Annotated in this window: 32 protein-coding genes; 6 read left to right on the top strand and 26 right to left on the bottom strand. The window is 43.3% G+C overall.

What is annotated here, in order from left to right; genetic code table 11:
• Positions 1–2: 2 nt before the first annotated feature.
• From AT864_RS01105 to AT864_RS01135, 7 genes are all read right to left on the bottom strand, one after another.
• Positions 3–437, bottom strand: coding sequence for a SpoVA/SpoVAEb family sporulation membrane protein (locus AT864_RS01105; RefSeq protein ID WP_066145637.1), 435 nt, complete (start codon positions 435–437; stop codon positions 3–5).
• Entirely contained in the window at positions 434–868 is a 435-nt protein-coding gene (locus AT864_RS01110) for a stage V sporulation protein AB (RefSeq protein WP_044742169.1), read from the bottom strand. Before AT864_RS01110 ends, AT864_RS01105 begins: the two co-directional genes overlap by 4 nt.
• Entirely contained in the window at positions 855–1,478 is a 624-nt protein-coding gene (locus tag AT864_RS01115) for a stage V sporulation protein AA (protein ID WP_044742168.1), read from the bottom strand. Before AT864_RS01115 ends, AT864_RS01110 begins: the two co-directional genes overlap by 14 nt.
• Before the next feature lie 119 nt (positions 1,479–1,597).
• Entirely contained in the window at positions 1,598–2,350 is a 753-nt protein-coding gene (gene sigF / locus AT864_RS01120) for an RNA polymerase sporulation sigma factor SigF (RefSeq protein WP_044742167.1), read from the bottom strand.
• A 13-nt stretch (positions 2,351–2,363) separates the two neighbouring features.
• On the bottom strand, positions 2,364–2,804 hold the full coding sequence (spoIIAB, locus tag AT864_RS01125) for an anti-sigma F factor (protein ID WP_044742166.1): 441 nt from the start codon (positions 2,802–2,804) through the stop codon (positions 2,364–2,366).
• Positions 2,805–3,143: an anti-sigma F factor antagonist gene (gene spoIIAA / locus AT864_RS01130; RefSeq protein ID WP_221212008.1), complete on the bottom strand. Its 339-nt coding sequence runs from the start codon at positions 3,141–3,143 to the stop codon at positions 2,805–2,807.
• A 147-nt stretch (positions 3,144–3,290) separates the two neighbouring features.
• Positions 3,291–4,466 carry a D-alanyl-D-alanine carboxypeptidase family protein gene (locus AT864_RS01135; protein ID WP_044742164.1) on the bottom strand — a complete coding sequence of 392 codons (1,176 nt, stop codon included), beginning with the start codon at positions 4,464–4,466 and terminating at the stop codon, positions 3,291–3,293.
• A gap of 625 nt (positions 4,467–5,091) precedes the next feature.
• Between AT864_RS01135 and AT864_RS18600 the strand changes: the two genes are divergently transcribed.
• A complete protein-coding gene (locus AT864_RS18600) occupies positions 5,092–5,301 on the top strand; it encodes a transposase (RefSeq protein WP_369815479.1) in 210 nt (69 codons plus the stop codon).
• 110 nt (positions 5,302–5,411) lie between these two features.
• Here AT864_RS18600 and AT864_RS01145 read toward each other — a convergent pair whose 3' ends face one another.
• From AT864_RS01145 to AT864_RS01185, 9 genes are all read right to left on the bottom strand, one after another.
• Positions 5,412–6,713 carry a pyrimidine-nucleoside phosphorylase gene (locus AT864_RS01145; protein ID WP_066145643.1) on the bottom strand — a complete coding sequence of 434 codons (1,302 nt, stop codon included), beginning with the start codon at positions 6,711–6,713 and terminating at the stop codon, positions 5,412–5,414.
• 218 nt (positions 6,714–6,931) lie between these two features.
• Positions 6,932–7,753: a purine-nucleoside phosphorylase gene (locus AT864_RS01150; protein WP_044746538.1), complete on the bottom strand. Its 822-nt coding sequence runs from the start codon at positions 7,751–7,753 to the stop codon at positions 6,932–6,934.
• A gap of 12 nt (positions 7,754–7,765) precedes the next feature.
• A complete protein-coding gene (gene deoB, locus AT864_RS01155; protein WP_066145646.1) occupies positions 7,766–8,947 on the bottom strand; it encodes a phosphopentomutase in 1,182 nt (393 codons plus the stop codon).
• 172 nt (positions 8,948–9,119) lie between these two features.
• A complete protein-coding gene (gene xerD, locus AT864_RS01160) occupies positions 9,120–10,016 on the bottom strand; it encodes a site-specific tyrosine recombinase XerD (protein WP_044746540.1) in 897 nt (298 codons plus the stop codon).
• Positions 10,017–10,022: 6 nt separating this feature from the next.
• The gene (locus AT864_RS01165) at positions 10,023–10,235 is read right to left on the bottom strand and encodes a YqzK family protein (protein WP_066145649.1); all 213 of its coding nucleotides are present in this window, start codon (positions 10,233–10,235) and stop codon (positions 10,023–10,025) included.
• Positions 10,236–10,863: 628 nt separating this feature from the next.
• Positions 10,864–11,319, bottom strand: a complete 456-nt coding sequence (locus AT864_RS01170; protein ID WP_044746542.1) for a Fur family transcriptional regulator — start codon at positions 11,317–11,319, stop codon at positions 10,864–10,866.
• 318 nt (positions 11,320–11,637) lie between these two features.
• Entirely contained in the window at positions 11,638–12,285 is a 648-nt protein-coding gene (gene spoIIM / locus AT864_RS01175; RefSeq protein WP_044746543.1) for a stage II sporulation protein M, read from the bottom strand.
• Positions 12,286–12,375: 90 nt separating this feature from the next.
• Positions 12,376–13,539 carry an endonuclease Q family protein gene (locus AT864_RS01180; protein WP_066145651.1) on the bottom strand — a complete coding sequence of 388 codons (1,164 nt, stop codon included), beginning with the start codon at positions 13,537–13,539 and terminating at the stop codon, positions 12,376–12,378.
• Between the two features lie 16 nt (positions 13,540–13,555).
• Positions 13,556–14,107, bottom strand: coding sequence for an NUDIX domain-containing protein (locus tag AT864_RS01185; protein WP_044746545.1), 552 nt, complete (start codon positions 14,105–14,107; stop codon positions 13,556–13,558).
• Positions 14,108–14,361: 254 nt separating this feature from the next.
• On the opposite strand from AT864_RS01185, the gene AT864_RS01190 reads away from it, so the two are divergent.
• Entirely contained in the window at positions 14,362–15,282 is a 921-nt protein-coding gene (locus AT864_RS01190; protein WP_066145654.1) for an aldo/keto reductase, read from the top strand.
• A gap of 376 nt (positions 15,283–15,658) precedes the next feature.
• On the opposite strand, the gene AT864_RS01195 is transcribed toward AT864_RS01190, so the two are convergent.
• The 6 genes from AT864_RS01195 to AT864_RS01220 form a co-directional block, all read right to left on the bottom strand.
• Positions 15,659–15,877: a YqkE family protein gene (locus AT864_RS01195; RefSeq protein ID WP_066146519.1), complete on the bottom strand. Its 219-nt coding sequence runs from the start codon at positions 15,875–15,877 to the stop codon at positions 15,659–15,661.
• A 126-nt stretch (positions 15,878–16,003) separates the two neighbouring features.
• Positions 16,004–16,243 carry a YqkC family protein gene (locus tag AT864_RS01200; protein ID WP_044746547.1) on the bottom strand — a complete coding sequence of 80 codons (240 nt, stop codon included), beginning with the start codon at positions 16,241–16,243 and terminating at the stop codon, positions 16,004–16,006.
• Positions 16,236–16,571 (bottom strand): iron-sulfur cluster biosynthesis family protein, encoded by a 336-nt coding sequence (locus tag AT864_RS01205; RefSeq protein WP_066145657.1) that lies wholly within the window; start codon positions 16,569–16,571, stop codon positions 16,236–16,238. Before AT864_RS01205 ends, AT864_RS01200 begins: the two co-directional genes overlap by 8 nt.
• Positions 16,572–16,669: 98 nt before the next feature.
• Positions 16,670–17,053 carry a sodium/glutamate symporter gene (locus AT864_RS01210; protein ID WP_066145659.1) on the bottom strand — a complete coding sequence of 128 codons (384 nt, stop codon included), beginning with the start codon at positions 17,051–17,053 and terminating at the stop codon, positions 16,670–16,672.
• A complete protein-coding gene (locus AT864_RS01215; protein ID WP_044744993.1) occupies positions 17,050–17,298 on the bottom strand; it encodes a helix-turn-helix transcriptional regulator in 249 nt (82 codons plus the stop codon). The genes AT864_RS01210 and AT864_RS01215 overlap by 4 nt, the downstream gene beginning before the upstream one ends.
• Positions 17,299–17,685: 387 nt before the next feature.
• Positions 17,686–18,327 carry a hypothetical protein gene (locus tag AT864_RS01220; RefSeq protein ID WP_044744994.1) on the bottom strand — a complete coding sequence of 214 codons (642 nt, stop codon included), beginning with the start codon at positions 18,325–18,327 and terminating at the stop codon, positions 17,686–17,688.
• Between the two features lie 626 nt (positions 18,328–18,953).
• Here AT864_RS01220 and AT864_RS01225 point away from each other — a divergent pair.
• Positions 18,954–19,151 carry a YqzH family protein gene (locus tag AT864_RS01225; RefSeq protein WP_066145662.1) on the top strand — a complete coding sequence of 66 codons (198 nt, stop codon included), beginning with the start codon at positions 18,954–18,956 and terminating at the stop codon, positions 19,149–19,151.
• Between the two features lie 104 nt (positions 19,152–19,255).
• Here AT864_RS01225 and AT864_RS01230 read toward each other — a convergent pair whose 3' ends face one another.
• Both AT864_RS01230 and AT864_RS01235 read right to left on the bottom strand, forming a co-directional pair.
• Positions 19,256–20,041, bottom strand: coding sequence for an SDR family oxidoreductase (locus tag AT864_RS01230; protein WP_066145664.1), 786 nt, complete (start codon positions 20,039–20,041; stop codon positions 19,256–19,258).
• Complete coding sequence (locus tag AT864_RS01235; RefSeq protein ID WP_066145667.1) at positions 20,038–21,003, bottom strand: MBL fold metallo-hydrolase; 966 nt, start codon at positions 21,001–21,003, stop codon at positions 20,038–20,040. Before AT864_RS01235 ends, AT864_RS01230 begins: the two co-directional genes overlap by 4 nt.
• Before the next feature lie 537 nt (positions 21,004–21,540).
• On the opposite strand from AT864_RS01235, the gene proI reads away from it, so the two are divergent.
• Together proI and namA are read left to right on the top strand one after the other, a co-directional pair.
• Positions 21,541–22,374: a pyrroline-5-carboxylate reductase ProI gene (proI, locus tag AT864_RS01240; protein ID WP_066145668.1), complete on the top strand. Its 834-nt coding sequence runs from the start codon at positions 21,541–21,543 to the stop codon at positions 22,372–22,374.
• A 307-nt stretch (positions 22,375–22,681) separates the two neighbouring features.
• Positions 22,682–23,731: an NADPH dehydrogenase NamA gene (namA, locus tag AT864_RS01245; protein ID WP_231734571.1), complete on the top strand. Its 1,050-nt coding sequence runs from the start codon at positions 22,682–22,684 to the stop codon at positions 23,729–23,731.
• 78 nt (positions 23,732–23,809) lie between these two features.
• Here namA and AT864_RS01250 read toward each other — a convergent pair whose 3' ends face one another.
• Together AT864_RS01250 and rnz are read right to left on the bottom strand one after the other, a co-directional pair.
• A complete protein-coding gene (locus tag AT864_RS01250) occupies positions 23,810–24,358 on the bottom strand; it encodes a histidine phosphatase family protein (RefSeq protein ID WP_066145670.1) in 549 nt (182 codons plus the stop codon).
• Positions 24,359–24,381: 23 nt separating this feature from the next.
• Positions 24,382–25,308 (bottom strand): ribonuclease Z, encoded by a 927-nt coding sequence (rnz, locus tag AT864_RS01255; RefSeq protein ID WP_066145673.1) that lies wholly within the window; start codon positions 25,306–25,308, stop codon positions 24,382–24,384.
• 163 nt (positions 25,309–25,471) lie between these two features.
• Here rnz and zwf point away from each other — a divergent pair, with 163 nt between their 5' ends.
• Positions 25,472–26,962 carry a glucose-6-phosphate dehydrogenase gene (gene zwf, locus AT864_RS01260; RefSeq protein ID WP_066145676.1) on the top strand — a complete coding sequence of 497 codons (1,491 nt, stop codon included), beginning with the start codon at positions 25,472–25,474 and terminating at the stop codon, positions 26,960–26,962.
• The last annotated feature ends 16 nt before the right edge of the window (positions 26,963–26,978 follow it).

Raw genomic sequence — 26,978 nt, forward strand, 5'->3', positions numbered from 1 at the left:
ATTTACACGATGTAATATATCACTCCTAAAACATAGGCAATGACCATTCCATAGACGATGACGACACCGCCGATTTTAAACATATGATTAGCGATTCCGCTAACCCATCCTTCTGTTCGATGCTCCATAGCCGCGCTCGCTAAAGAATTCGCAAAGCCGGTAAGCAACACGGTCGCGCCGGCACCAGCAAATTGGCTCAAAGCATCATATCGTCCCATGGCTGTCAGCAAAACAGCTAAGCCCATGACGGTTAACATCATTAAATGTTGAGCAGCATCTGATGAAAATCCCCAACTATTCATATATAACGCCCGCAGCCCCTCTGCGCCGGCACAAACCAAACCGCCGCTGATAAATGCTTGAAAGCTATTTGCTAAATAGGAAGGCTTAGGCTGAAATTTTCTGACAGCCTGCTGGTAATGATCGCGCAGTTTCATAATGACATCACCTCTGCAAAATACATCCAATAAAATAAAGAGCCAAACACTTTTCCGAAGACAAGGGCCATCATCAATAAAATAATTTTATCTACCATCCCGATCCGTTTGGCTAAAATAGGCCACACATTCAGCACCTCTGTCAGCGCTGCTGCCAACATCCCAATAAATACTCCGCTAAATAAGCCTAACGGAATAAGCCAATATTTAGAGATATCTAAAGCAGAAGAACGAAGGCTCATCCATCCGCCAGTTACTGCTCCAAAAACAGCACTCCATTCATAGGCATAAATCCATTTCATTGTTTTCGTTAATTGTGTCAGTCTTGGGATTACGCCGAGAACGGCCAAAAAAGCCACAAATCCTGTGCCTACCGCCAGTCCTCCCGCTAAGCCAATCACGATAACAGCAATCGCCTTAACGGTCGTCAATTTGCTTCATGCTTTCCTTATTTTCATGTAAAATCACATATTGATCGAGCGATTGCTGATAATTGAACATTTCGACTTCGAGAGGACTCGGTTCTTCGTTAATCCGCTTACGAAACACATGATTAAAAAAGATAATCATCCCTAATCCCAGACCAATCGAATAGGGAATCTGGAAGAGAAGAGGCTTGTCGGCTTTTTTCCCTGTAATGATCGTGTATAAATGCTGATGCGTTTCCTGCATACTCACATCTTCATGAAAATTAATAATCGCGATGGCCGAGCCAATAAAAAGCAGCAGCCAAACCGCTAAAAAATAGGCAAATGAAATCGTCCGTTTCGGATATACCACCTCTACAATCGTTTGAGCTGAGCCGATCGTTTGAATTTCTAATGAAGGATCAAAACGGACAATCGCGTCCACCACTTTCATTACATCGACAATGACAATATTTTTGTCGCTTCGTTGGATACGATATAAAGGAATTCGCTTTAATTGCTGAAGCATTTGCTTATCACTAGCAATGATTTGCGCCACATCTCCTACCAATATGACATCATCAGGTTTGACTTGAACACGGTGGCGCAATTTCACAAATACGGCTTTTTCCATTTGCCTCACACCCTCAACCTCATTAATTTCTTAATGAATAGTATGTTTGGACAAAAAAGGAATCATTCGGTTTGATGTCAATTACCATCAATTCTATAAAAAAGAAAAAGAATGGATGCTTACTCATCCATTCTTTGTTTCATTTGCTGTAAAATCTTCTTTTCCAGTCGTGATACTTGCACTTGAGAGATGCCTAATCTAGATGCCACTTCTGATTGCGTTTGGTCCTTGTAATAACGCAAATATACAATCAGCCGTTCTCGCTCATCCAGCTCTTCTATTGCTTTTTTTAACGCAATTTTATCGAACCACGAATCTTCATCTTGGTCAGCGATTTGATCAAGAAGAGTGATGGGATCGCCATCGTTTTCATAGACCGTTTCGTGAATGGACGCCGGGGATCGGCTTGCTTCTTGAGCAAGCACGACTTCTTCAGGCGAAATTTGTAAATATTCGGCAATTTCCGTTACGGTCGGCACACGCCCATGACGTTTGGATAATTCATCCTTTGCCTTGCGTATTTTATTGCCCGTTTCTTTGAGAGAACGGCTCACCTTCACGGTTCCATCATCTCGAATAAACCGCTGAATTTCGCCAATAATCATTGGCACTGCATAGGTTGAAAATTTAACATCATACGATAAATCAAATTTATCCACCGATTTGAGCAATCCGATACAGCCGATTTGAAATAAATCATCCGGCTCATAGCCGCGATTCAAAAAACGCTGGACAACAGACCAAACAAGCCGCATATTTTTTTGAATAATTTCATCACGCGCTGCTTGGTCGCCTTCTTGGCTGCGTCGAATCAGCTCTTTCATTGCCTGATCCTTAATTGGCGTCTGTTCTTGCTTGACATCGACATCCATAGGCATGTCTCCCTTAATTGCATAACGCTTTGCTTTTCGTAATATATTTCGTTAAATGAACAGTTGTCCCTTTGTTCACTTCCGAGTGAATCGAGATTTCATCCATGAAGTTTTCCATAATGGTAAACCCCATTCCCGATCGTTCTAATTCAGGTTTCGTTGTAAACAATGGCTGCCGCGCCTCTTCAATGTCCGCGATTCCCGCTCCTTCATCTCTGATTGTAATGCGGACAGCCCCCTCCTCTATCACGACAGAAATATAGACCATTCCGTTTGGATCATTGTTATACCCGTGAATAATCGCATTGGTCACCGCTTCTGACACAACCGTTTTGATTTCTGTCAGTTCATCCATTGTTGGATCAAGCTGGGCAACAAATGCGGCCACTGTTACACGGGCAAACGATTCATTTTGACTAAGTGCCGAAAATTGGAGGTGCATTTCGTTTCTCATTTACGCCACCCCCAATGTCTGTAATGCAAATTGTTCATCTTCTTCTAGACGGATAATTTTAAATAGCCCGGACATATCAAACAATCGTTTAACAGCTGGAGAAACAGAACAAACAATCATTTCTCCACCCAAATTTTTGATTTGCTTATAGCGCCCTAAAATAACGCCAAGTCCGGAGCTATCCATAAACATTAAATTTTCAAGATTAAATACAATATGATGAATATGTTCTTTTTCAAGAGTATCGGTCACTTTTTCCCGCAGCTCTTCCGCTGTATGATGGTCGAGCTCACCGGCAAGCCGAATGAGCAACACATCTTGTCTCACTTCAAAGTCCATCACTAGACTCACTACACTTTCCCCCTTGTCATTTCAGATATGGAACTATTTCTCTAAAATGACGGGGAAGTCCTGCCGTTTGACAAAACTAGTGCGAATCCAAAAAAAGTAGAGCAAAATCTACAGAAATCGACGCTATTTGTTTATTTAAGCAGATTTGACAAACGAACTCAGCGTCCGCTTCCATAAATCCCACCAACTAGCTTCTTGGACAGATTGCTTAGCAACAAGCGGGCTCTCTAGAAGTTTTTTTCCATTCTGCTTTAAAACAAGCGTGCCAAGCTCTTCTCCTTTTTGAATCGGCGCCTTTACATTCTCCTTGAGCTTCACCACTTTCTGAATATCCTTAACATTAGCTCCCTTTTTCGTCAATACAGAAATCGGCTCTGCTGTCACCAGTTCAGCTTCCTTTTTCTTTCCTTTGCTGATCTTGACGTGGCTGATGACTTCATTGCGTTTATAAACAGGATGGGTTTGATATTGACTAAAGGCATAATCTAATAATTTGGTAATTTGTTCATTGCGTTCCTTTGGCGTCGGTGCTCCAAATATGACGGCAATCACACGCATACCATCTTTTTTGGCTGTGGCTGTTAAACAATATTTTGCATCCGCTGTGAAACCGGTCTTCACTCCATCCACTCCCGGATAAAACTTCACAAGACGGTTTGTATTCACAAGCCAAAATTTTTTGTCTGTATTTTCCCGTAAATAATCTTCATATTTTCCCGTATACTTCGTAACCTCGTCATATTTTAATAGTTCCTTTGCCATCATCGCCATATCGTATGCGCTACTATAATGACCTTCCGCAGGCAAACCGGTGGCGTTTTTAAAGACGGTATCCTTAAGCCCCATCTGTTTTGCTTTTTTATTCATCATTTCTACGAAAGCTTTCTCGGAGCCAGCAATTCGTTCTGCCATCGCTACTGCTGCATCATTACCAGAACCAATCGCGATTCCGCGCATAAGCTCATCAACGGTCATTTCTTCACCAGGCTCTAAAAAAATTTGTGAGCCTCCCATTGATGCGGCATACTCGCTTGCTCGCACCTTTTCATTCCATTTGAGCTTTCCTTGATCGATTGCATCCATAATCAGCAGCATAGTCATAATTTTTGTCATGCTGGCAGGAGGCAACTTTTGGTGAACGTTTTTTTCATACAAGATGGTCCCTGTATCGCGTTCAATTAAAATAGCCGATTTTGCTTGACTGACGAGATCCGCATTTGGACTCGCTTGTTTTTCAGCTGCTTGAACTCCTGTTGATATTGGTATCGTCCAACAAATCATGAGCAGCAAACCAATAATGGCTTTCTTCATCTCCCAACCCTCCATTCTTTATACATGCCATCTTTTCCAATTTTTATTTTTTTATACATGTGGAGAGTGGTGAGAGAAGCTAATTTATGCGATCAGCCAAAAACGTCGGCTGTCATGATGGTTTCAAACCATGACTTTCGATCTACACAACTTGTTAAAGCACGCTAGTCCGCAAACGAAAATGCTTAGATTTCATCATGTTGAAAAGCAAATCGATCACTGCTTGTCCCCAACAAAAGAGGGTCCCAAAAGTGTTCGCATAGCGCTCGCTTTTGGAGTACTTTTTTGGATAAAGAGGAGAACTACACGTATTGTGAGAAAAAGGAGATCGTCGCCCTGATCAAGTACAATACGTTGGATCGGGAATCAACGAAAGCGTGGGCGAAAGAGAGCCGCTGAATCGAGGACATGACATATGAGGAGGAGCTGGATGAATGATTGGCGCCAAAGGGAGACGGTTGGTGTTTGTGTATGAACGGAAAGAAACGACGGGCAACGGGTATGTTGCCATCAAACGGACGTATCGTTGTATGGCTTGTGCCGGATACCCGTTTCAGACAGCATGCGCCAAAGGCAAAAGCACGAAAACCATCCGCAATAACAACGGCAGGAGATCCGGGAACAGCTGTCCGCGGAAGAAGGAGCGGCGACGTATCGAAAACGATCAATCGAAAAGGAGCCGGTGTTTGGGCCCATCAAGCACAACCAGCAATTTCAGCGCTTTTGGTTAAGAGGGCTCCCAAAAATCACCTTGGAATGGGGGCTTATTTGTGCTGCCCACCATTTGGGAAAGTGGACGACCACAACCGATCCATCAAAGAAAAAAACAGGATAAAATTCAGAAATAAGGAGCCATTCCTGATTCAAAAAAGAAATAAATAATCAAGTAATAAAAAAGAGGCAGTCCCCAAAAGGTCGATTTAACGACCTTTTGAGACAGCCTCCTTATAAAATTTTGTCATAAATCAGCGTTGGCGCTTGAACAGGCTCTGGAGTAATTTTGATGTTTTCATATAACATGTTCTTGACTTCATCCACTTGTTCGCTATTGCTATAAATCGTCACAAGCGATTCCCCTTTATGAACAGCATCTCCGATTTTTTTGCGCAACACAAGCCCAACCGCCAAGTCGATGGACGATTCCTTTGTCGCCCGCCCAGCGCCAAGCAACATTGCCGCTGTACCGACTGCATCGGCAACAATCTCTGTTACATAGCCATCTTCTTGCGCGATTAGCTCTATTTGATATTTCGCCTGCGGCAGTTTGGACGGATCATCGATGACAGACACATCTCCCCCTTGAGCAGCCAAGAACTTTTTAAATGTATTTAATGCAGAGCCATCTTGCATGGCTTTTTCCAACATGGCCCGCGCTTCCTCTAAAGACGCCGCTTTCTCTGCCAAATAGACCATATGGCTTCCGAGCACAAGACAGAGCTCTTGCAGATCTTCCGGTCCTTCTCCTTTGAGCGTATCAATGGCTTCTTTCACTTCCAACGCGTTCCCAATTGCATAACCAAGAGGCTGGCTCATATCCGAAATAATAGCCATTGTTTTCCGACCTACACGCTTTCCGATTTCCACCATCGCTTCAGCTAGCGCTCTGGCATCCTCCAAATCTTTCATAAATGCTCCAGCCCCTGTTTTGACATCTAATACAATCGCATCGGCTCCTGCGGCAATTTTTTTGCTCATAATGGATGAAGCAATTAAAGGAATGCTGTTGACTGTTGCCGTTACATCTCGAAGCGCATAAAGCTTTTTATCAGCCGGAGTTAGATTGCCTGTTTGACCAATGACCGCAATTTTATTTTGGTTAACCAATTCGATAAATTGATCGTTATTTATTTCCACATGAAATCCTGGCACCGATTCTAATTTATCAATCGTGCCACCGGTATGGCCAAGCCCACGCCCCGACATTTTGGCTACCGGCACACCAACAGAAGCAACAAGAGGGCCTAATACGAGCGTAGTTGTATCGCCTACACCTCCCGTCGAATGTTTATCCACTTTTATTCCCTCTATTTTTGATAAATCAATCGTTTCTCCAGAATGAACCATTGCCAGTGTTAATGCGGCTGTTTCTTCTTCTGTCATTCCGCGAAAAAATACCGCCATCGCCCATGCACTCATTTGATAATCCGGAATGTCGCCATTGGTATATCCGTTCATGATAAATTGGATTTCTTCGTTCGTCAAAGACTGGCCATCTCGTTTTTTCGCAATTAAGTCTACCATTCTCATATAAAATCACCTTTTCATTGATTTTTTTCTCTATCAAATACAATCTAAAGAGGGGACGAATGGTCTTTGAAACATCGGCGGTTAAAGACAACTCCACTGGATTGTCTTTGCCACCTAAATGCGTGACAAAAATCCGAACGACGTTGTTTCCGATTCATTCATCATCCTGTGAAGCGGCTCATGATCATCCCACCGTCTAAAAAATACGTACGATCGTTTTATTTACGCATTTCGGCGACAATCGCTTTGACAAGACGTAAAAAGTCGGCCTTCACTTTTTCTGTCGTCTCGATCACCTCATCGTGCGTAAGCGGCTGATCTAAAATGCCAGCAGCCATATTAGAAATGCAAGAAATGCCGAGCACCTCCATATTGGCATGGCGGGCTACAATCACTTCAGGAACGGTTGACATGCCGACCGCATCGCCGCCCATAGCGCGAATCATGCGAATTTCTGCAGGTGTTTCATATGATGGGCCTGTATTCGCTACATATACGCCTTCTTGTATGCGAATACCTAAACGTGAAGCAACGTTTTTGGCCAATTCTCTTAATGATTTGCTATAAGCCTTTGACATATCAGGGAACCGGGCGCCGAATGATGGATCATTCGGACCAATGAGTGGATTGGTTCCCATATTATTAATATGGTCTGCGATGATCATTAAATCCCCTGGCTGAAATGATTCGTTGACACCTCCAGCAGCATTGGTGACAATTAATTGTTGAACGCCCAATCGTTTCATTACGCGAACGGGAAAGGTTACTTTATCAAAACTGTATCCTTCATAATAGTGGAATCGCCCTTGCATGGCTAACACGACAGCGCCTTCCAACCGACCGTATACTAACTGCCCCGCATGCCCTTCAACTGTTGAAACAGGGAATCCAGGAATCGCGTTGTAGGGAATTTTTACGGCTTGTTCAATTTCATCAGCCAATACGCCGAGTCCTGAGCCAAGAATGAGCCCGATTTGCGGCGGTTCGGTCCATTTTTCCTTTAAAAACTGCTCCGCTTGTTCAATCGCTGCTTGATTCATGAATGTTCCTCCTTATTTCAAACTGGCTAGAAAGCTTTGACCGTATTTTGGAAGCTTCACTTGAAAATTATCCGCAATGGTAGCCCCAACATCAGCAAATGTGCTCCGCAGCGGCAGTTCCTTTCCGCCATTCATGCTAGGGCTGTACACAAGAAGCGGCACATATTCGCGCGTATGGTCTGTCCCATGGTGCACAGGATCATTGCCATGATCCGCCGTTATCATGAGCAAGTCATCCTCTTTTAAAAGCGGCAATACTTCAGCAAGGCGCATATCAAACTCTTCCAGCGCATCACCATATCCTTTCGGATCGCGGCGATGTCCATATAAAGCATCGAAATCGACAAGATTTAAAAAGCTTAAACCTGTAAAATCCATTTTGAGCGTATCGATGAATTTATCCATTCCGTCCATGTTCGATTTCGTGCGCAACGCTTTGGTCACGCCTTCGTTATCATAGATATCGGAAATTTTGCCAATGGCAATCACATCGTATCCAGCATCTTGCAATTCATTCATAACCGTGCGACCAAATGGTTTTAAGGCATAGTCATGACGATTCGCTGTGCGCTGGAAGCTGCCCGGATGGCCGATAAATGGACGCGCGATGACACGGCCGACCATATATTTTTCATCCAGTGTCAGCTCACGAGCAATTTTGCAAATATGATAAAGCTCATCAAGCGGGACCACTTCTTCATGAGCAGCAATTTGTAAGACGGAGTCGGCCGAAGTATAAACGATGATCGCACCTGTTTCCATATGCTCTTTTCCCAGTTCTTCAATAATGGCTGTCCCGCTTGCAGGTTTGTTGCCAATGGCCTTCCGTCCTGTCCGTTTTTCAAGCTCCGCAATTAATTCTTCTGGAAAGCCGTTTGGAAACACTTGAAATGGCGTATCAATGCGCAATCCCATTAATTCCCAATGACCAGTCATCGTATCTTTTCCAGCCGATGCTTCTTGCATTTTTGTATAGTACGCCATCGGTTTCTCAGCTTTCGCGATTCCCCGAATTTCTCGAATGTTGCTAAGGCCAAGCTGCGCCATATGCGGCATGTTTAAACCGCCGCGATGCTCAGCAATATGTCCAAGCGTATCGGCTCCTTTATCATTGTATTTTTCAGCATCAGGCGCTTCTCCAATGCCAACGGAATCCAGCACAATTAAAAAAACGCGTTTGTATGTATGGCTCATCATTGATTCCTCCTACTTCATCGAGCGTGACGTTCTTGGTAGATCATATCCTAATGATTGCAAAAACCATAAAACCCTTATTTGTCAGAAGTCTGACAACTATATTATAAAACGTTTTCATGCTTATACGCAATAAAAACCGCTGTGAACATTTTGGACAAAAAACCACCCGCTATGCGCGCGGGTGGTATTGTTGATACACATCTTTTAATCTTGTTTTCGTTACATGAGTGTAAATTTGCGTTGTTGAAATGTCGGAATGTCCTAGAAGCTCTTGAACAGCCCGCAAATCTGCTCCATTTTCCAGCAAATGTGTAGCAAAGGAATGCCGCAGCGTATGCGGAGTTAATTCTTTTTCGATGTTCGCTTCCTTCGCTAATTTTTTTAAAATTTTCCAAAACCCTTGACGTGTTAAACGATCTCCGTGATGATTTAAAAATAATGCGTCATTCGCGCGCTTTTTTGGCTGAATCAGCTTCGGTCTTGCCTCTTCGATATATGCTTTTAGCGCCGATAGAGCCATGCGCCCCACCGGCACGATCCGTTCCTTGCTTCCTTTCCCGTAGCATCGAACAAACCCCATAGTCAAATGCACATCCGACAGATTCAAGTTCACAAGCTCGCTTACACGCATCCCTGTTGCATACAATAGCTCAAGCATCGCCTTATCGCGCATGCCAAAGGGCGTATTCGTCTTTGGTGTTTCTAGTAATGCTTCAACTTCTGCCATCGATAGCACCTTTGGCAGCGTTCGCTCCATTTGCGGTGTCTCGATGTGAACAGAAGGATCCTGCTCCGCTATTTTTTCCCGCAAAAGAAATTGGTGAAATGATCGAACAGAGGCAATATGGCGGGCGATCGTTTTGGCAGAGCTTCCTTGTTCTTTTAAAAACTTTAAAAATTGCAAAATATGAAGCCTAGACACATCGTTCCATGAATGAATTTGTTCCGCATGCGTCAAATAGCGGGCATATTTTCTTAAATCACGTTCATATGAAATAATTGTGTTTTGGGCCAAATTCCGTTCGACTGTTAAATAATGAAGAAAATCCTTCAATTCATGTTCCAAGGCTCTCTACTCCCCGTCTCTATAAAAAAATATCAACCGTTCTACCCAATCCGTTGATACGCTTTCCGTTGTCGACACCTTTACCGCAGATCCTTGTGGCTCATTATAGCGATGGTAATTCTCGTATTCTCGATAAAACCATACAAGACTATAGTAAAACAAAAGTGTGCAGCTCGTAAATAAAACAAATACTTTGATCATTTGCCATGCCGTTTTCATCGCATATCCTCCTCATTCGCTCATGCTATTTATTATGAGGATATGCCATTATTTTCTCATTTTATACTATGTATACCCTTGGTGTCCGATAAAATCGATTCACTCGTTTTCCTTATACTGTATAAATTGTGAATGAACGATATGTGTAAAAACCTATATGCGGCAGAGGAAAAGCGACGGCTTGCCCCCGTCACGCCGAAGCGTGACCGAACGCCGAACAACCAGCCACTTTCAGACAAATTCATTTGTCTGAGAGCCGTGTCGTTCGGCCATCCGACTATATCAGCGCCCGTTCCTTTTCCATTTCTTCGTCCATTGGAATGCTTTCGTTTTTCCTTATATATAAAATAGACAGGGTGAGAAATCTGTTGGATTCATGATAGATATCATTTGATGATGATCAAAACCTTCCCCACTGGAAAAGGTTTAGACTGCTGACAAACGCTTTTATCCTGCGTTACGGGTCTCGTTCGTCCGCTCATGAACGTTTTGGTTCCATTCGTGTCTTCACTTGGCGGTGTTCCTCGTTTGCCAAGCATGTTCAAGCCAATCTGATAAAAATGGTTGTAGACAAAGTCCGTTTTGACTTTGTCTACAACGTGAAACCTTTCCCGCTGGAAAAGGTTTGTTATTCTTCTTGTTTATCTTTTTCCTGGCAACGATAACAAATCCCGTGAAAGGTGAGACGATGATCTTTAATTTTAAATTTCCAGTCCCGCTCGACAATGGCTTCTACTTCCTCTAACAAATCCTCTTGAATCTCCGCTACTGCTCCGCATTCGATACATACTAAATGATGGTGGAAATGCGCGGCTCCTTCTTGACGAAGATCATATCGCGATACACCATCGCCAAAGTTAATTTTATCGACGATTTTCAACTCCGTTAACAGCTCCAGTGTTCGATAGACTGTTGCTAAACCGATCTCTGGAGATTTTTCTTTAACGAGGAGGTAGACATCTTCCGCACTCAAATGATCTTCTTCATGCTCCAAAAGGACGCGGACAGTCGCCTCGCGCTGTGGCGTCAATTTGTATCCAGCGGTATGCAGGAGCTTTTTTATTCGTTCAACCCGTTCTTCCATCTTTATCCCTCCCTCGTCATTCAAATATCATTATAACAAAAGAGAGAGGAAAGTATCAAAATAAAAATCATTATTAGTAAATAAGTAAAATGGTTATTATATAAAAATAATTACAAGCTAAAAATTTTCATTGGTCATGAAGATGGCGCTGTTTTGAGCACCTAGATTCGATGCAGTTGGAAAATGGACATATATCTCATCAAAAAGCGAAACCTCATGTTTTCGATGGTCAAAGACAAGTCAGTGACTTGTTTGACCATCGACTGCTGACATGGGAAGCGAAGGTTGAAGAATCAAGTGATGCGTTCCATGCTATTGTTATTTGTTATTGATTAGTTGAACGACTTGTTTCATAATGACCGGAGAAATATATGCCTCCAAGCCAGCAGACACAATCAAGGAAGCACTAATAGCCAACATAATGAGTGTGTAACGGATAATCATGGGAAAAATCGGTTCATGCATCCGCTTCATAAATTGATTCCGCACCATTTTTAATGAGAAGGAAACTGAGACAGCTCCCATTATAATAAAAGCGGGAACCACAACAAAGTTTTGCGGCATAACTGAAACAAACGATAATAGGAACCCTTGCCACCCCATTTGATTAACTAGAAATCCGACCGTAAAGCCGACAACAATTCCTTTTAAAAAGAGCAAAATTAAAATAAGCGGCAATCCAATAATCGAAATACCAAGCACCCACATAAACCCAATATACTGTAAATTATGGAAATAGCTTTGTTGAAACATATCGCTCGCACTCGCAAACTGCCCTTTGGATACTTGTCCGAAAAACTGCATTAAATAATAATATAAATCTTGTTTTTGATTAAAATTCAAGCTATTGACGACAATCGCCCCAAAAATCACGCCCATGAGAAACAGGACAATAATAAATAAATAAATCGACGCATGCTCTTTTAAATGCATCGCAATCACTGACTTCAATGGCTGTTTTCTCATTGCTCTCCGTCCTCCTATCTGCCTCTTACTAGATTGTATGAGGAAAGAGCAAATCTATGACACCTTGAAGAGAAAAGAGAAGAATCGCTTCTATCGAGAAGCGATTCTTCCATATTTGCCGCCGCCTCCTGCTGTCATGGAAAGCTTTCCGTCTCTAGCAAGCAAAATGAGCTGGGCAAGCTTTTCACCGACGGCCTCTTCCAACTGTAATCCTGTCGCTTCATGAAGAATGTACATTTCTGTTTTGAAACGCTCAAGCAGCTTTTTATACGTTTTGTGTCCAATGCCCGGAATAAATTCAAGTGGCACCTGATGTACGTATGGCGGACGTTTGGGTGGAATCGTGTCCGTTTTTAATTCTTGAAGCCGATCAAATACGCCTTTTACATATCGCTCGTGCCCACAGCTCGGACAGCATTCGTCATAGATTTTCATCAGTGCCGCACAACGCTCACACGCCGTTTGATGATATTTCCCCAGCTTAGGATTTAGTCCGTAATTAGCGACAATTCCGCGATTTTCTTCCTCTTTGAGCGCTTTTTTAAGCTCGGCAAACGTTAAGCTCTTCATGCGAATAACTTGATATTCCCGCGCAATCTTCCGCAACGAATGAGCGTCTGAATTCGAAAGATAGGGATAGCGATGCAATTCAGCAATCTGATCAGCCATGCTCGAATCAGCACTCAGCCCAAGCTCGATCGCGTCGATCCATTCAGGATCAAACACCTCTTGCAAGCTTCGTTTCACTCCTTTTCCATACAAGCTTTTAAATGGAGTAAAAACGTGAGCCGGAATAAACAAGCCGTTCAATTGTTGAATCAGCTGCTGCAGTTCTCTTCCTGTCCCATACATTCGCTGTGAGCTCAACGAAACATTCTTCACTCGTTTTTTTAACCAGTCTGAAAAGAAACGCATGGCGGCGATCGTCGGCAAAAAAACAAGAACATGAAGCGGTCCTTGGCAGTGTTCGTCGTAAATTTCAATTTCGCTTCCCAGTAGCAAGGTAAGATCTTTCGTTGACACCCCGCCTTCTTCATTTTCACGCCAGTCATTTTCAGTCATCGCTCGTTGCAATTCATCAAGGATCTCAGGAACATGGCTATCGATAATGCCAATCATATTCAGTCCTTTAATCCGCGCCGCTTCATCTATAATATTGGCAAGGGTCAGCGTTCGGGCGCCTGTAATTTTCACTGGTCTGCCAGAAGCTGTCCGTCCTATATGAATATGTAAATCCACGTAATAATTTTTCATGCTTGCAACTCCCGTTTTACTTTTGTAATGCATACTGCAGTTGTAAATATTGCAAGGCATAGGCTGTTTTCGCATCATAAATTTCTTGTTTTTGTAGCATCGCCAATGCTTCCTCCAACGTCACTTCCAACAGATCGACAAATTCATCATCATCAAGTGGTGCAGCCGATTCTAGTTTTTTTAATCCTTTCGCCACGTATAAATGAATGATTTCGTCAGCAAACCCAGGCGAGGTGTAAAACGACAACAAATGATGCAGCTCTTGGGCAGCATAGCCGGTTTCTTCCTCCAGCTCACGGCGTGCAGTCATCGCAGGTTCTTCGTTTTTTTCTAATTTTCCTGCAGGAATTTCAACTAACACCCGTTCAAGCGCTTTTCTATATTGTCTGACAAGCACTAGCTTTCCTTCATCTGTAATTGGAATAATCGCCACCGCGCCCGGATGCTTGACGATTTCCCGCTTGCTCGTCTTTCCATTTGGCAGCTCAACATCCTCCACATATACATCAATGACTTTGCCTTTGAAAATTTCTTCTTTGTGAATCGTTTTTTCCATTAGATGATCCATTTCTTTTCTCTCCCGTCTCTTCATCATATTCTTTTTTATTATACTATATTGAATGATTTTCCACTCCCCTTTTTTTCCAATCATCTAAGCCATTCAAATGTATTGGATTCATGTTTTGGATAAAAAGGGGGACGATTTCTTACGTGAAAAAGCCAACGCCAACAGTCTTCCCTCCCCTGCCTGTTTCAGAAAAAGAGATTTTCTCTTTTATGTGATAAAATGAAGAAAATACAGATTGCAAGGAGGCATGTGCGATGAAGAAACGGCGGATTGGAACATCGGATTTATATGCCAGCGAAATCGGCCTTGGCTGTATGTCGCTCGGAACAGATGAGAAACAAGCCATTCGCCTTATTCATGAAGCTTTAGAGCGAGGCATTAACTATTTGGATACCGCTGATCTTTACGATCGCGGGTTAAATGAACAATTTGTCGGCAAAGCGCTGAAAGGCAAGCGCGATCAAGTAATCCTTGCGACAAAAGTCGGAAATCGTTGGGAGGAAGGAAAAGAAGGATGGTTTTGGGATCCTTCAAAATCATATATTAAAACAGCTGTAAAAGAAAGTCTGCGCCGTCTGCAAACAGACTACATTGATCTATACCAGCTTCACGGCGGAACGATCGAGGATCCGATCGATGAGACCATCGCAGCGTTTGAAGAATTAAAAAAAGAAGGGGTTATCCGCTATTACGGCATTTCTTCGATTCGTCCCAATGTCATTCGCGAATATGTGAAACGTTCGAATATCGTCAGCGTCATGATGCAATATAGCTTGCTGGATCGCCGTCCAGAGGAGCTTTTCCCGCTTCTAAAAGAACATCGCATTAGCGTCATCATTCGCGGCCCGGTAGCCAAAGGGCTATTGACTGAACGTCCGCTGGAGGCAGCTAGCGACTCCATCAAACAGCATGGTTATTTAAGCTATACATACGAAGAACTGCAAACACTGCTGCCAAACTTAAAAAAGCAAACCGCTTTGCACCGCTCCTTCACAGCTACCGCTCTCCAATTTTGCTTATACGATCCAGCGGTCGCGGTCGTTGTTCCGGGAGCCAGCAGCAGCGAGCAGCTAGCGGAAAACGCAGCAGCGGCTTCTGCCTCAGGATTGACAAAAGAGGAATACGAATGGCTTCGGAAGCAAACAAAAACGGCAATCTATACAGAACATCGCTAATATAAAATGGAAAGTAGAAGGGTGGTACAACGTCCGTTTTGACTTTGTCCATCACCACTTTAAGAGATCGATTCATTTCTTTTTTCGTCCTGGACCGTTCTTGAATCTACTGGACAGACAAGGCATTATGTTTTAGCCAAGAGGCGAATCGTTCCGAAACGTTCGCAAAAGTAGGCGAGCGAGGCCCGCGACGCAGAGTGAACGGTTGATCAACAGTCTGATCCATGATCCGGCTTCACGCTCTGACCGTCCTCAAACAGGCTCCTCTTCCTTTTCAGAGTCCATGCGTGCCATCATCAATGGTCGCCGATATAAAATCCGTTAACATAAATTTTCTATGGTGAACATAACAAAAGCCGCTGATGGATTCAGCGGCTTATTTAAAACGGCGCCAATCAAGGTTGCTTTCATTTAATAGTTCTTCAAATGTTTTTTGCTTTTCGCGCTGCCTTTTTTCCTCTCGTCTTTGCGCCTCTTCCTCCTCTTTTTTTCGCTGCTCGACTTCCTCCAACGATTTCTTTTTAGCTCGCAGCTGTTCATACAAATCCACATGTAGGCGATCTTGCAATGTGATCGCTTCATCCTGTTGCTTCATGGATGATGCTTTTTTCGCCACTGTTATTCCCCCTCCAACAATTGAACTACTCCCGCCTTCGCTTGGCTTAGAGGTGGGAGACTGCTTGGTCGATAATGTTAAAGGCATCATTTCAACGACCTATGTTTACAAAATTTCTGTAATATGAGGCATATGTTCATTCAGCCAAGCAATCGCTTCATCGAGCGTCGCAAACTCTGTTGCTTCAAATGTCATTTCATCCTGCAGCAGCCAAACATCCTTTTTTTCCTGGTAAACGCCGGCAACCGACCAATGCAGTAAACTATATGGATCATTTTCATGCAAAAATGAGACCCATGTCTTTTGTCTTGCAATGTTGGCAATCTGTTTTAGCTTATCATTCATGCTGTTCACTCACTTCCAAAAGCGACATACGCGGATTTAAAATTTGATTGGGACTCTTCAGTTGAAAGCAACCCGAGCCTTTCACGACATCAATCGTCATCGTTTCATCGTAAAATACGAGACGAGATTTTTCGAGTAAAATGGGCACAAAATTCGTCTCTACCACGATATCGTCTTTATCAGCGCGATCGACGAGCCAGAGCGTCGGCACGCCGTTAACGGCACAGCCGCAGCCGTCGGTATCATATTTTAGCTTTAACCGGCGCCCTGTTTTCGTTACAATAGGAGCGAGGGCGGCAATCGCTTCGTCAGTCCATAGGATATTCACTTCTACAAAAGCTCCTTTTTGCCAATTTGCCTCTATTTTACCTACTGAAGCGCGATGCTGTCAAAGCAGAAAGGGGAAGGGATCTTGACAAAAGCACGTTATTTTCTTTTCGCAATTTCCGGAACAATAAAAAAGGCAATGATAAAGGTGATAATCAGATATAGCGCTAAATAATCAGCATTAATGAAAGATATCTTGAATATATAGCTACCCATAATTAAGTAAAGTAATAATAAAAGATTAGAAATAAAAAATGTGTTCGTTATATAATTTTTCATATGATCATTGATTCTTTCATCGTACTCTATCTCATCTTTTTGATCGCGTATCTTACTGCTCATTTTTCTGACTAATTTAGTGACGACAGTTCCTATGATCCCCCCCACTAAAACAGCCCATTGAATTTTATAGGTGATGATGCTTAAAATTCCAAAAGCCACAGTAAACCCAATAAGAGTTAGCATAAAATCATGGTTTTTCATTCGCTCAGTCCACTCCTTTTTTCGTTATTCTCCTCAAGCCAAAAAAGCTCATCCAAGCTTTTTTCTAAATATTTACTCAAAAGCAAACAAACTTTTAGCGATGGGTTATATTTTTGCGCTTCAATTAGATTGAGTGTTTGTCTTGTTATGCCTACTTTTTTTGCCAATTCTATCTGCGTCAAATTTCCCTTTTCAATTCGAGCCATTTTAACTCTATTTCTGACTTTTATATGATCATTCACCATCCATAACACCTCTCTTAAATAAAGTAACATATATTTTAATTTTGTCAATTATATATTACATACATAATTATAACTTTGCATATGGAGTGTATAGGCCATAGAAAAAAGATATTCTAAAAAATCAATATCCTGCCTGCAACTGACACCATATTCCCCAAAAAATCTCTGAGCAAAGGTGATTTTATCACTCAAACAAAAAAGCCCCTCATTGAATGTGGGACTATATCAATACAGGTCGATTTTCCGACAGAAATCCATTGCTTTCTTCTCTTTTTAATTTACTTCGTATCTTGCTTCTGTCAGACCTTTTCATCTGAGCTTATGAAAATAAGGCACATAAACCATCTCCAAACAACAAAATTTTGTTTATTCATCAACACATATAATCTAGATAAGCTGACAAAGCGCATCACAACCATACGCACATCCAAAAGTCACTAATAATGTACAGAGTACCGTACAAAATGGAGTACCAACTGGGCCTGTAGCTAAACATCCAGCAACACAGCGTGGAATAGAACCAGCCAGCCCCCCAGAACAAAGCCCAGTACAAATTGTTTCACAGGATAATTGCTGAATAGAAATGCTTTCATTATTTAGATCATTTAAATTAATATCAATAGTTGACTCATATAGATTACCATTCTTATCAAACACAACTCTTTGAACTGCATTATTCTCTATAAAATAATAGGAGGTTGTACTGTTTAGATTACTAATTACACTAAAAGCAATAGATTGTTTCGGACCAGAAACCATGTAGGCTTCGCCAACTAATAAGCTCTCTTCATAGACATTGTAAACAATTAAATCAATGGCAGGATTTACTGCATCCTCTTTCCCTACAGGCAATTCAACAGTCCGGACTGTTTTAAATGATACAGTATATCCGTTCTGCTGAAGTGCAGCCACCATCGCTTGAAAATCTCCATTCTTTTGGCTCAAAGAAATAAATTTGGACTGATTTTGAAAAAAATCTTCCAAGATAATTAAGTCGCTTGGATTTACACCATATAAAGTAAATGACATAAAAAATCCCTCTTCCTTGATATAATATAAAACTATCTGTCCATTAAGACATTATAAAATATTCGGATATGCATACGTTCGGAAGGGGGAATGAACTAATAAAGATAAAAATGATTCATGTTCACTAAGGCAAAGATCCTATCGATTCGCCCTTAAAATAGTCATAAGATTTTACGTTTGTTTGACTTATTATGTGGCTAGTGACACTCTACTAAATAAGTCGACATCAGGCCACATAAGCTTCTGTCTCCTTTTGCGGCCAAAAAAACCGGAAACAATGTACCATTACTTAAGAAAAATGGTTCATTTTTATAAACTCCCCCTTATTCCTAAAAAGCTAAGGGGGTTTTATATCGACTCTATAAACGATTTCATGATCACAACCATCAGTATCATCCTTTTTACTTTAACCATCATCTCATTTTCGCTACAATAGGAGCGAGGGCGGCAATCGCTTCGTCAGTCCATAGGATGTTCACTTCTACAAAAGCTCCTTTTTGCCAATTTGCCTCTATTTTACCTACTGAAGCGCGGTGCTGTCAAAGCAGAAAGGGGAAGAAGAGAGAGAACAGACCGTTTTAAAATGAACATCGGTCTTGTTCCACTGTAAGAAGGAGATACGCATGATGAACGAACAATGGCTGCGAAAACTAATTCGCAATGTTTTGCACCAATATGGCTACCATCCGGAAACATGGAATCTTGATGAAGACGAATGGCATCGTCTGTGTGCCTATGTCACAGCAGAAAAAGAAAAAAATAGGAGCGCTGACATCTACGAGCTTGTTCATGATGCTGTCTACGAGTTCATTACAAACATGTAAAAAACCGTTGTCTCATCTGAATGGCTTGGTTTCCCTGCTGTCTTCCCCTAAGCCAATATCCCCTCTTGCTGTCTGAGCGTCCCCATATTCGCGTTTGTTGAAGCTTATTTTTGAAAAAATGCTCGTTTTGCCACTTTTTCTACAAGACTAGGAACCAGCTGATACAAGCGACTTCCCACACTCATCCAGCCCGGCATATTTACCTCCCGCGCTGGCGTCATCATCACATCAACCACGCGGCGAGCAACCGCTTCTGGACGAAGCATCCATTTTTCGATGTTTTTCACATAGCTGCCCGATGAATCTGCGATCGCAAAAAAGCTCGTAGCGATCGGTCCCGGATTGACGGCCGTCACAAATACACCATGCTGCGCAGCCTCCATGCGCAAGCTGTTTGTAAATCCAAGCACAGCATGCTTTGTGGCAGCATATACACTGGATTTCGGTGTCGCCATTTTTCCTGCCTGTGAAGCAATATTAATGATGTGTCCGCTGCGTCGGTTAATCATATGAGAATATACCGCTTTTGTACAGGCGATCATACCGAGCACATTGACCTCCAACATTTTTTCCGCTTCCGTTAAATCAATGTCTTCTATATGGCGAAATACGCCAAATCCCGCATTATTGACAAGCACGTCTATTTCCATCTCCTGCAACAGTTTGTGAAACGTTGCTTCCACCGCTGTGATATCACTTACATCAAGCGCCTCATAGCGGCATGGAACGCTATATGTTTGTTGAATATGCTCGGCCATATCAGCCAACTTTTTCTCATTGCGCGCCAACAAAATCGGAATCGCTTTTCGCTTCGCAACCTCATACGCCATTTGCTCTCCGATTCCACTTGAAGCGCCAGTAATCACGATCTGCTTCCCTTCAATTCTCAACGCATCGCCACCGCCTTATACACATATAAGTTCCCTTCCTTCTCCTTCATAACAGCCCCCAGCTGTTCCAAATAATCAAGCTGGCCGACCGCTTCCGACATCGTCAATAAAAATTCCTTTTCATAAACAGCCGGAAAGAGCTCCCGGCATACATCAAACGCGGTCATCGGACGCTGCTGCAACATATTCCATACTTGCTCGGCCCGCTCTTTTTGTCTAGCTAACCGTCTTTCTACTAACGGAGGCACATCTGTCACATCACGGCCATGCCCCGCCATAACACGAGTCATTTTATATCGCAGCAGTTTGCGCAATGAATCGTTATACTGCAAAAGTGGTTTTGGACGTTCATCCTCCCCTTCATCCGGCGGTTCTAGCATCGGATTGGAGGAAACGGTTGCAAGCAAAAGATCTCCTCCTATCATTCTGCCATCCTTTTCACAATATAAGACGATATGGCTTTGCGCATGTCCCGGCATTTCTAATACCGTCCAGCCTGGGAGTCCATCGACAACCTCTCCTTCGAGCACCTCGATATCGAGCGAGCGCTCGCACGAATAGCGCAACGAACGACGAAAGCTAGGGAGTCGATGGAGAGAAGCCGGTTCAAGTCCGCACTCCACGAGAAAGCGGTGAAAATAACGCTCATGCCAAGCTAAAAATTGCGGATCTTTGCTGATCCACGGCCTTGCCTTCGGATGGCCGATAACAAGAGCAGAATGGGGCAAATAGTCTAACAATCCGACATGATCAGGATGATGATGTGTAATCACCACCTGCTCAATATCAGCGGGTTCATAACCAATCTCCGCCAGCTGATGCTTAAATGCCTGCCAAGCTTCCTCTGTTTTAACTCCAGCATCAATCAGCGTCAAACTATCCGTTTTCACTAGATACATGTTGACATTGCCAACGGCAAACGGCGTTGGCACCACTATTGGATAAATGGTTTCTTTCGCCATTTATAACGTCCCCTTTGTCATTATATTATCATAATATTTTAGTGCTCATATTAGTTTAAAGTTTACACGCATTTTGTCGATTTGTCATTTTCTTGTTATCACTTGCACAAAAATTCTAAAAAATTGCTTTTTCCTATTGACAACTAGCTTGTTTTCAGTACATAATTGCAAACAAATCAAGCGCATTGATGATGGAACCATTTTATGCAGAGAAAGCTCGCTGAACAATCGAAAATGACTTTGCGTTCACGCATAAATTTCATAAATGCAAGGCGATGAATGGGACCAGTAAATGATGAACGACAACAAGAGAGTGAAGCCCACAGGCTGAAAGGCTTCATTGTCCTCTTCATCATTGAACCTATCCCATGAGCTGTTAGGAAAACCTAACCGTCCAGCCGACGATACCGGCTATGAGGTGGGCACTGCTTGTGCCAACAAAGGTGGTACCGCGGAAAAACAAGGCCTTTTCCGTCCTTTATGAGGACGGGAAAGGCTTTTTTATTGGGATCATAAACAAATTCAGGAGGGATTGACATGGAAAAAAGAACAACGATTGCCTTTATGGGGGCCGGTTCAATGGCGGAAGCTCTGATTGCTGGCATGACAAAAACGCTTTATCAGCCGGAACAAATCATTGTCACCAATCGCTGCAATACAGAACGTCTTGCCTATATACAAAAAACCTATCACGTACGGACGGAAATCAATAAGGACACGGCATTGAAAGAAGCGGATATTGTGATCTTGGCTATGAAACCAAAGGATGCGGCGGAAGCCATCTCCTCTATCGCTCATGCTATTGGTGAGCATCAGTTGATCATCTCTGTATTAGCTGGAGTCACCACTGATACCATCGTATCTCTTATTGGAAAGCCCGTAGCTGTTGTGCGGGCAATGCCTAACACATCAGCCGCGATCGGACAATCTGCCACCGCGATTTCATGCGGACGTTACGCAAATGACAGCCATTTAGCCACAGCTCAAGCATTATTTGAAACCGTCGGAATTGTCACGGCTGTCAATGAGGAAGATTTACACGCGGTAACAGGGCTTTCCGGAAGTGGCCCCGCTTACGTTTATTATTTGGTGGAAGCGATGGAAAAGGCAGCCGATGAGATCGGGCTGGAGCGTGAAGTAGCGAAAGATTTGATTTTGCAAACGATTATCGGAGCTGCCCATATGTTAAAAACAACAGACAAACAACCGGCTATGCTCAGAAAGGAAGTCACAAGCCCAGGTGGGACAACAGAAGCAGGTATCGGCGTGCTTGAGCGTTATCACTATCAAGAAGCCGTCATCTCCTGCATCAAACGCGCGGCTGAACGCTCTCAAGAGCTCGGAAAAGCCCTTCTCTCGCTCCATCGGTAAAAATCTCGTTCATCTGCATGAGCATCTCGCTCTCAAGCTCATGAAATCACTCCAGCATTTGACGCTCCCTCTCCTCCATTTTGTTGAAAGGAGGGGAACTTTCAAGCTATTGGTAGCCAGCTTCCTGACTCTCGACAATCAGAAGCTGATTGGCACTGTAATGATTCATACAGGCGAAAAGAAAAGGACCGAACGGAAGCATCTCCCTCTTCTGCCTGCACTGGATGCGACAAAAAGTTTTCTTAGCTTCACGATTCATTCTTAAAGCATTGAAGCAAAATGTTTTTCTTTTCCAAATCGAGATGATATGATTCTAACTGAAACTGATACGATTTGGAGGGGAAGAACCATGCTTTTTTCACCATATGATGTTCGAGGAGTCACACTAAAAAATCGAATTGTCATGTCGCCAATGTGCATGTATGCATGCGATACGCAAGACGGCACTGTGCGCAACTGGCACCTCATCCATTACCCTGCACGTGCCGTCGGCCAAGTCGGACTTATTATCGTCGAGGCAACAGCTGTTACACCACAAGGAAGAATTTCAGAGCGCGATTTAGGAATTTGGAGCGATGACCATGTGAAAGGCCTCCAATCGCTCACAGCACTCGTTCAAGAACAAGGGGCCAAAATTGGCATCCAGCTCGCTCATGCAGGAAGAAAAGCCATGATTGAAGGAGAAATTATTGCGCCTTCAGCACTTCCGTTTAATGAAAAAATGCAAACGCCGAGGGAAATGACGAAAACCGACATTGAAGAAACCATTCAGGCGTTTCAAGACGGAGCGCGCCGTGCGAAACAAGCGGGTTTTGACGTGATCGAAATTCACGCGGCCCACGGCTATTTAATTAATGAATTTTTATCGCCGCTATCTAATAAACGAACAGACGAATATGGTGGCACATTCGACAATCGCTATCGTTTTTTAGGTGAAGTGATTGCTGCCGTTAGAGAAGTATGGGATGGTCCTCTCTTTGTCCGCGTGTCCGCTTGCGATTATCATCCAGAGGGGTTGACCGTCGAGGATTACATCAAGTATGCGAAACGAATGAAAGAAGATGGCGTAGATTTAGTCGATGTTAGCTCTGGAGCAGTCGTTCCGGCCTCCATTGACAGCTATCCGGGCTATCAAGTGCCGTTTGCCGAAGCGATCCGAAACGGCGCCGATATCGCCACAGGCGCAGTCGGCCTTATCACCTCTGGGCGTCAAGCAGAAGAAATTTTACGCAATAAACGAGCGGATCTCATTTTTATTGGCCGTGAATTGCTGCGTGATCCATATTGGCCAAGAACAGCCGCAAATGAACTTGGCGTATCCATCGAAGCACCAATACCGTATACGCGCGGGTGGTAAAAGCTGTGTTTTTTCCTTCACTCAACATAAAAAAAGAGTCAAGCCTCTTCAATCTCCAGAGAAGCTTGACTCTTCATTTTAACGCCAAATCCGCGTGACTTCTCCTTTCCCAGCGGATATGGCAATTTCAAACACATCCGGATTCGATAAACTCTTCCACTCTGCAAACCCATAACGTTTGTCAAACAGATGCAACATCAATATAGTTAGATTGCCATGGCTCACAATGACGGTATGCGCCGCATCCGCCTGCAAAACTTCCCCAATAGCTGCTTTGGCTCGTTCCATGGCTTGACGATTCGATTCCCCACCGCTGTATGCCAGATCAAAATCAACAAACGTGCGTTCAAATTTTTCGAGCCAGTCCTCCGTAAACTGGCCATCCCCAAATAACACGCGCTCCCCGAAGCGTTCATCGCGTTCAATCGATAAATTCCGTTGACGCGCTAACGGTTCAATTGTTTGAACTGCACGAACATATGGACTTGAAACAATTCGATCAATCGGCTTGTCTGCGAAAAAATGCACAAGCTCGTTTGTCTGCTGCTCTCCCTCCTCCGTTAGCGGTGCCGTAAACTCCTGCCCCGCTGCTTTACAATGCCGAACAATATAAAGACGTTTTTCCACTGATGCTTCTCCTCTCTACCCATCTACTTCTTCTTAGCAAGGGAAAACGACATAAAATCGGAAGCAATCGCTGTGTTCGGAAAAATTGCTTTTGCTTCTTCCAAAAGCTTATCGCACATATCGCCTTGATATCGCGAGCTAATATGCGTCAAGATGAGCTGCTTTGCTTCCGCCCGCTTCGCAACTTCTGCCGCTTGCACCGTCGTTGAATGAAAGTAATCGTGCGCCAGCTGGGCTTCCGCTGCGCCAAACGTCGCCTCATGAACAAGCACATCCGCCTCTTTAGCCAGTTCGATGCTCGCTTCACAATAACGAGTATCTCCCATAATCGCCACCACTCTCCCTTTTTGTGGTGGTCCAACAAACTCGCGTCCATCAATCACCTTGCCATTTTCTAGCGTGATCATCTTCCCTTGTTTAATTTGCTGATAAATCGGCCCCGGTCGAATGCCGAGTGCACGCAACTTATCTACTAGTAGCGTGCCCGGCAAATCCTTTTCAACAATTCGAAACCCGTACGAAGGCATGCCGTGATCGAGAAGTTGCGCCGTCACCACAAACTGATGGTCCTCGAATACGGTTCCTTCGACAAACTCCATCACTTCAAGATCATACTTGAGCCGTGTTCCGCTCACTAAAAGCGCTGTTTCTACAAACGCTTCAATTCCCTTTGGCCCATAAACGGTAAGCGGTGTGTCTCCGCCTTGAAACGAGCGGCTTCCAAGCAAGCCCGGCAATCCGAAAATATGGTCGCCGTGAAGATGGGTAATAAAAATTTTTTCAATTCTCCTTGGGCGTATAGATGTATGTAAAATTTGATGCTGTGTTGCTTCACCACAATCAAACAGCCATGTCGCTCCTCTTTCTTCAAGCAGCTGTAAAGCTAATGCCGACACATTTCGGCCTTTCGATGGAACACCTGATCCCGTTCCTAAAAATGATAATTCCAATGAGCCCACCTCTCCTTTATGTGTCTGTTGTTAGCGTATCAATGTTTAAGCAGCAATTCAACACTGTTTTCCCTTTCGGGTCGAAAATGTTTGCGTTCAGCAACAGAAATCTCTACAATTAAATATTTGAAGAGACAATTTTAGCTAAAGCGAGGTACATATCGTGAGCAACGTGAATCCAAAGTCACTGATCGTTATCTTCGGCGCTACAGGGGATTTGGCAAAGCGCAAACTATTTCCTTCGATTTATAGTCTGTATCAAAAAGGAAAATTATCAGAAGAGTTTGCTGTTGTCGGTGTCGCTCGTCGTTCACTATCAGATGACGCCTTTCGCCATTATGTAAGCGAAGCCATTGAACACTCTACGAAACAGCAGTTTCTTGATGAAGCCTTTATTTCACATTTTTATTATCATTCCCTTGATGTAACGAACACCGCTTCCTATCAAGAACTCAAGCAGCTGCTTGAACGCTTGGACAGTACATACAACATCGAAGGTAACCGCATTTTTTATTTAGCCATGGCACCAGAGTTTTTCGGCACCATTACAGCCCATCTGAAATCAGAAGGATTGACAAATGTAAACGGATGGAAACGGCTCGTGATCGAAAAACCGTTTGGCCATGATTTAAAAAGCGCCCAGCATCTAAATAAGGAAATCCGCAAGGCGTTTTCAGAAAAAGAGATTTTCCGTATCGACCATTACTTGGGCAAAGAAATGGTCCAAAATATTGAAGTCATCCGTTTTGCTAATGCCATTTTCGAACCGCTTTGGAACAACCGATTTATCGCCAATATTCAAATTACGTCTAGCGAGACGCTAGGGGTGGAAGATCGCGGCCGCTATTACGATCATTCAGGAGCGCTGAAGGACATGGTTCAAAACCATATGCTGCAAATGGTCGCTTTGCTGGCCATGGAACCGCCAATCAAATTAACAACCGATGATATTCGCAGTGAAAAAGTAAAGGTGCTTCGTGCCCTTCGCCCTATCTCACATGACGAAGTCGGACAGTATTTCGTTCGCGGGCAATATGGACGAGGAATCATTCGGGAAAAAGAAGTGATCGGCTATCGTGAAGAAAACAATGTGGATCCAGATTCCAATACAGAGACATTTGTCGCTGGCAAATTAATGATCGATAATTTCCGTTGGGCGGGCGTGCCGTTTTATATTCGCACAGGTAAGCGAATGAAAGAAAAATCAACGAAAATCGTAGTCCAATTTAAAGATGTGCCCATGAACCTATACTATCGTACAAGTGAAAATGTTCATCCAAACTTGCTTGTCATTCATATCCAGCCAGATGAGGGCATTACGTTGCATTTAAATGCTAAAAAAAGCGGCGAAAGTATGAAGACGACGCCAATTAAGCTTGATTATTGCTACAACTGCATCGACGGCATTAATACTCCTGAAGCATATGAGAAGTTGCTTTATGATTGCATGCGCGGCGATGCCACTAATTTTACTCATTGGGATGAAGTAGCGGCATCTTGGAGCTTTATTGATCCGATTGCTGAAGTATGGACAAACACAAAAGCGGCTGATTTTCCAAACTATGAAGCAGGATCAATGGGACCAAAAGCGGCCGATGAGCTGCTGCAAAAAGACGGATTCCATTGGTGGTCCATTCATTATAATGGACAGTAATGTCGGATGAAAGGAG

This window comes from Anoxybacillus sp. P3H1B (assembly GCF_001560855.1).
Taxonomy (GTDB): Bacteria; Bacillota; Bacilli; order Bacillales; family Anoxybacillaceae; genus Anoxybacteroides; species Anoxybacteroides rupiense.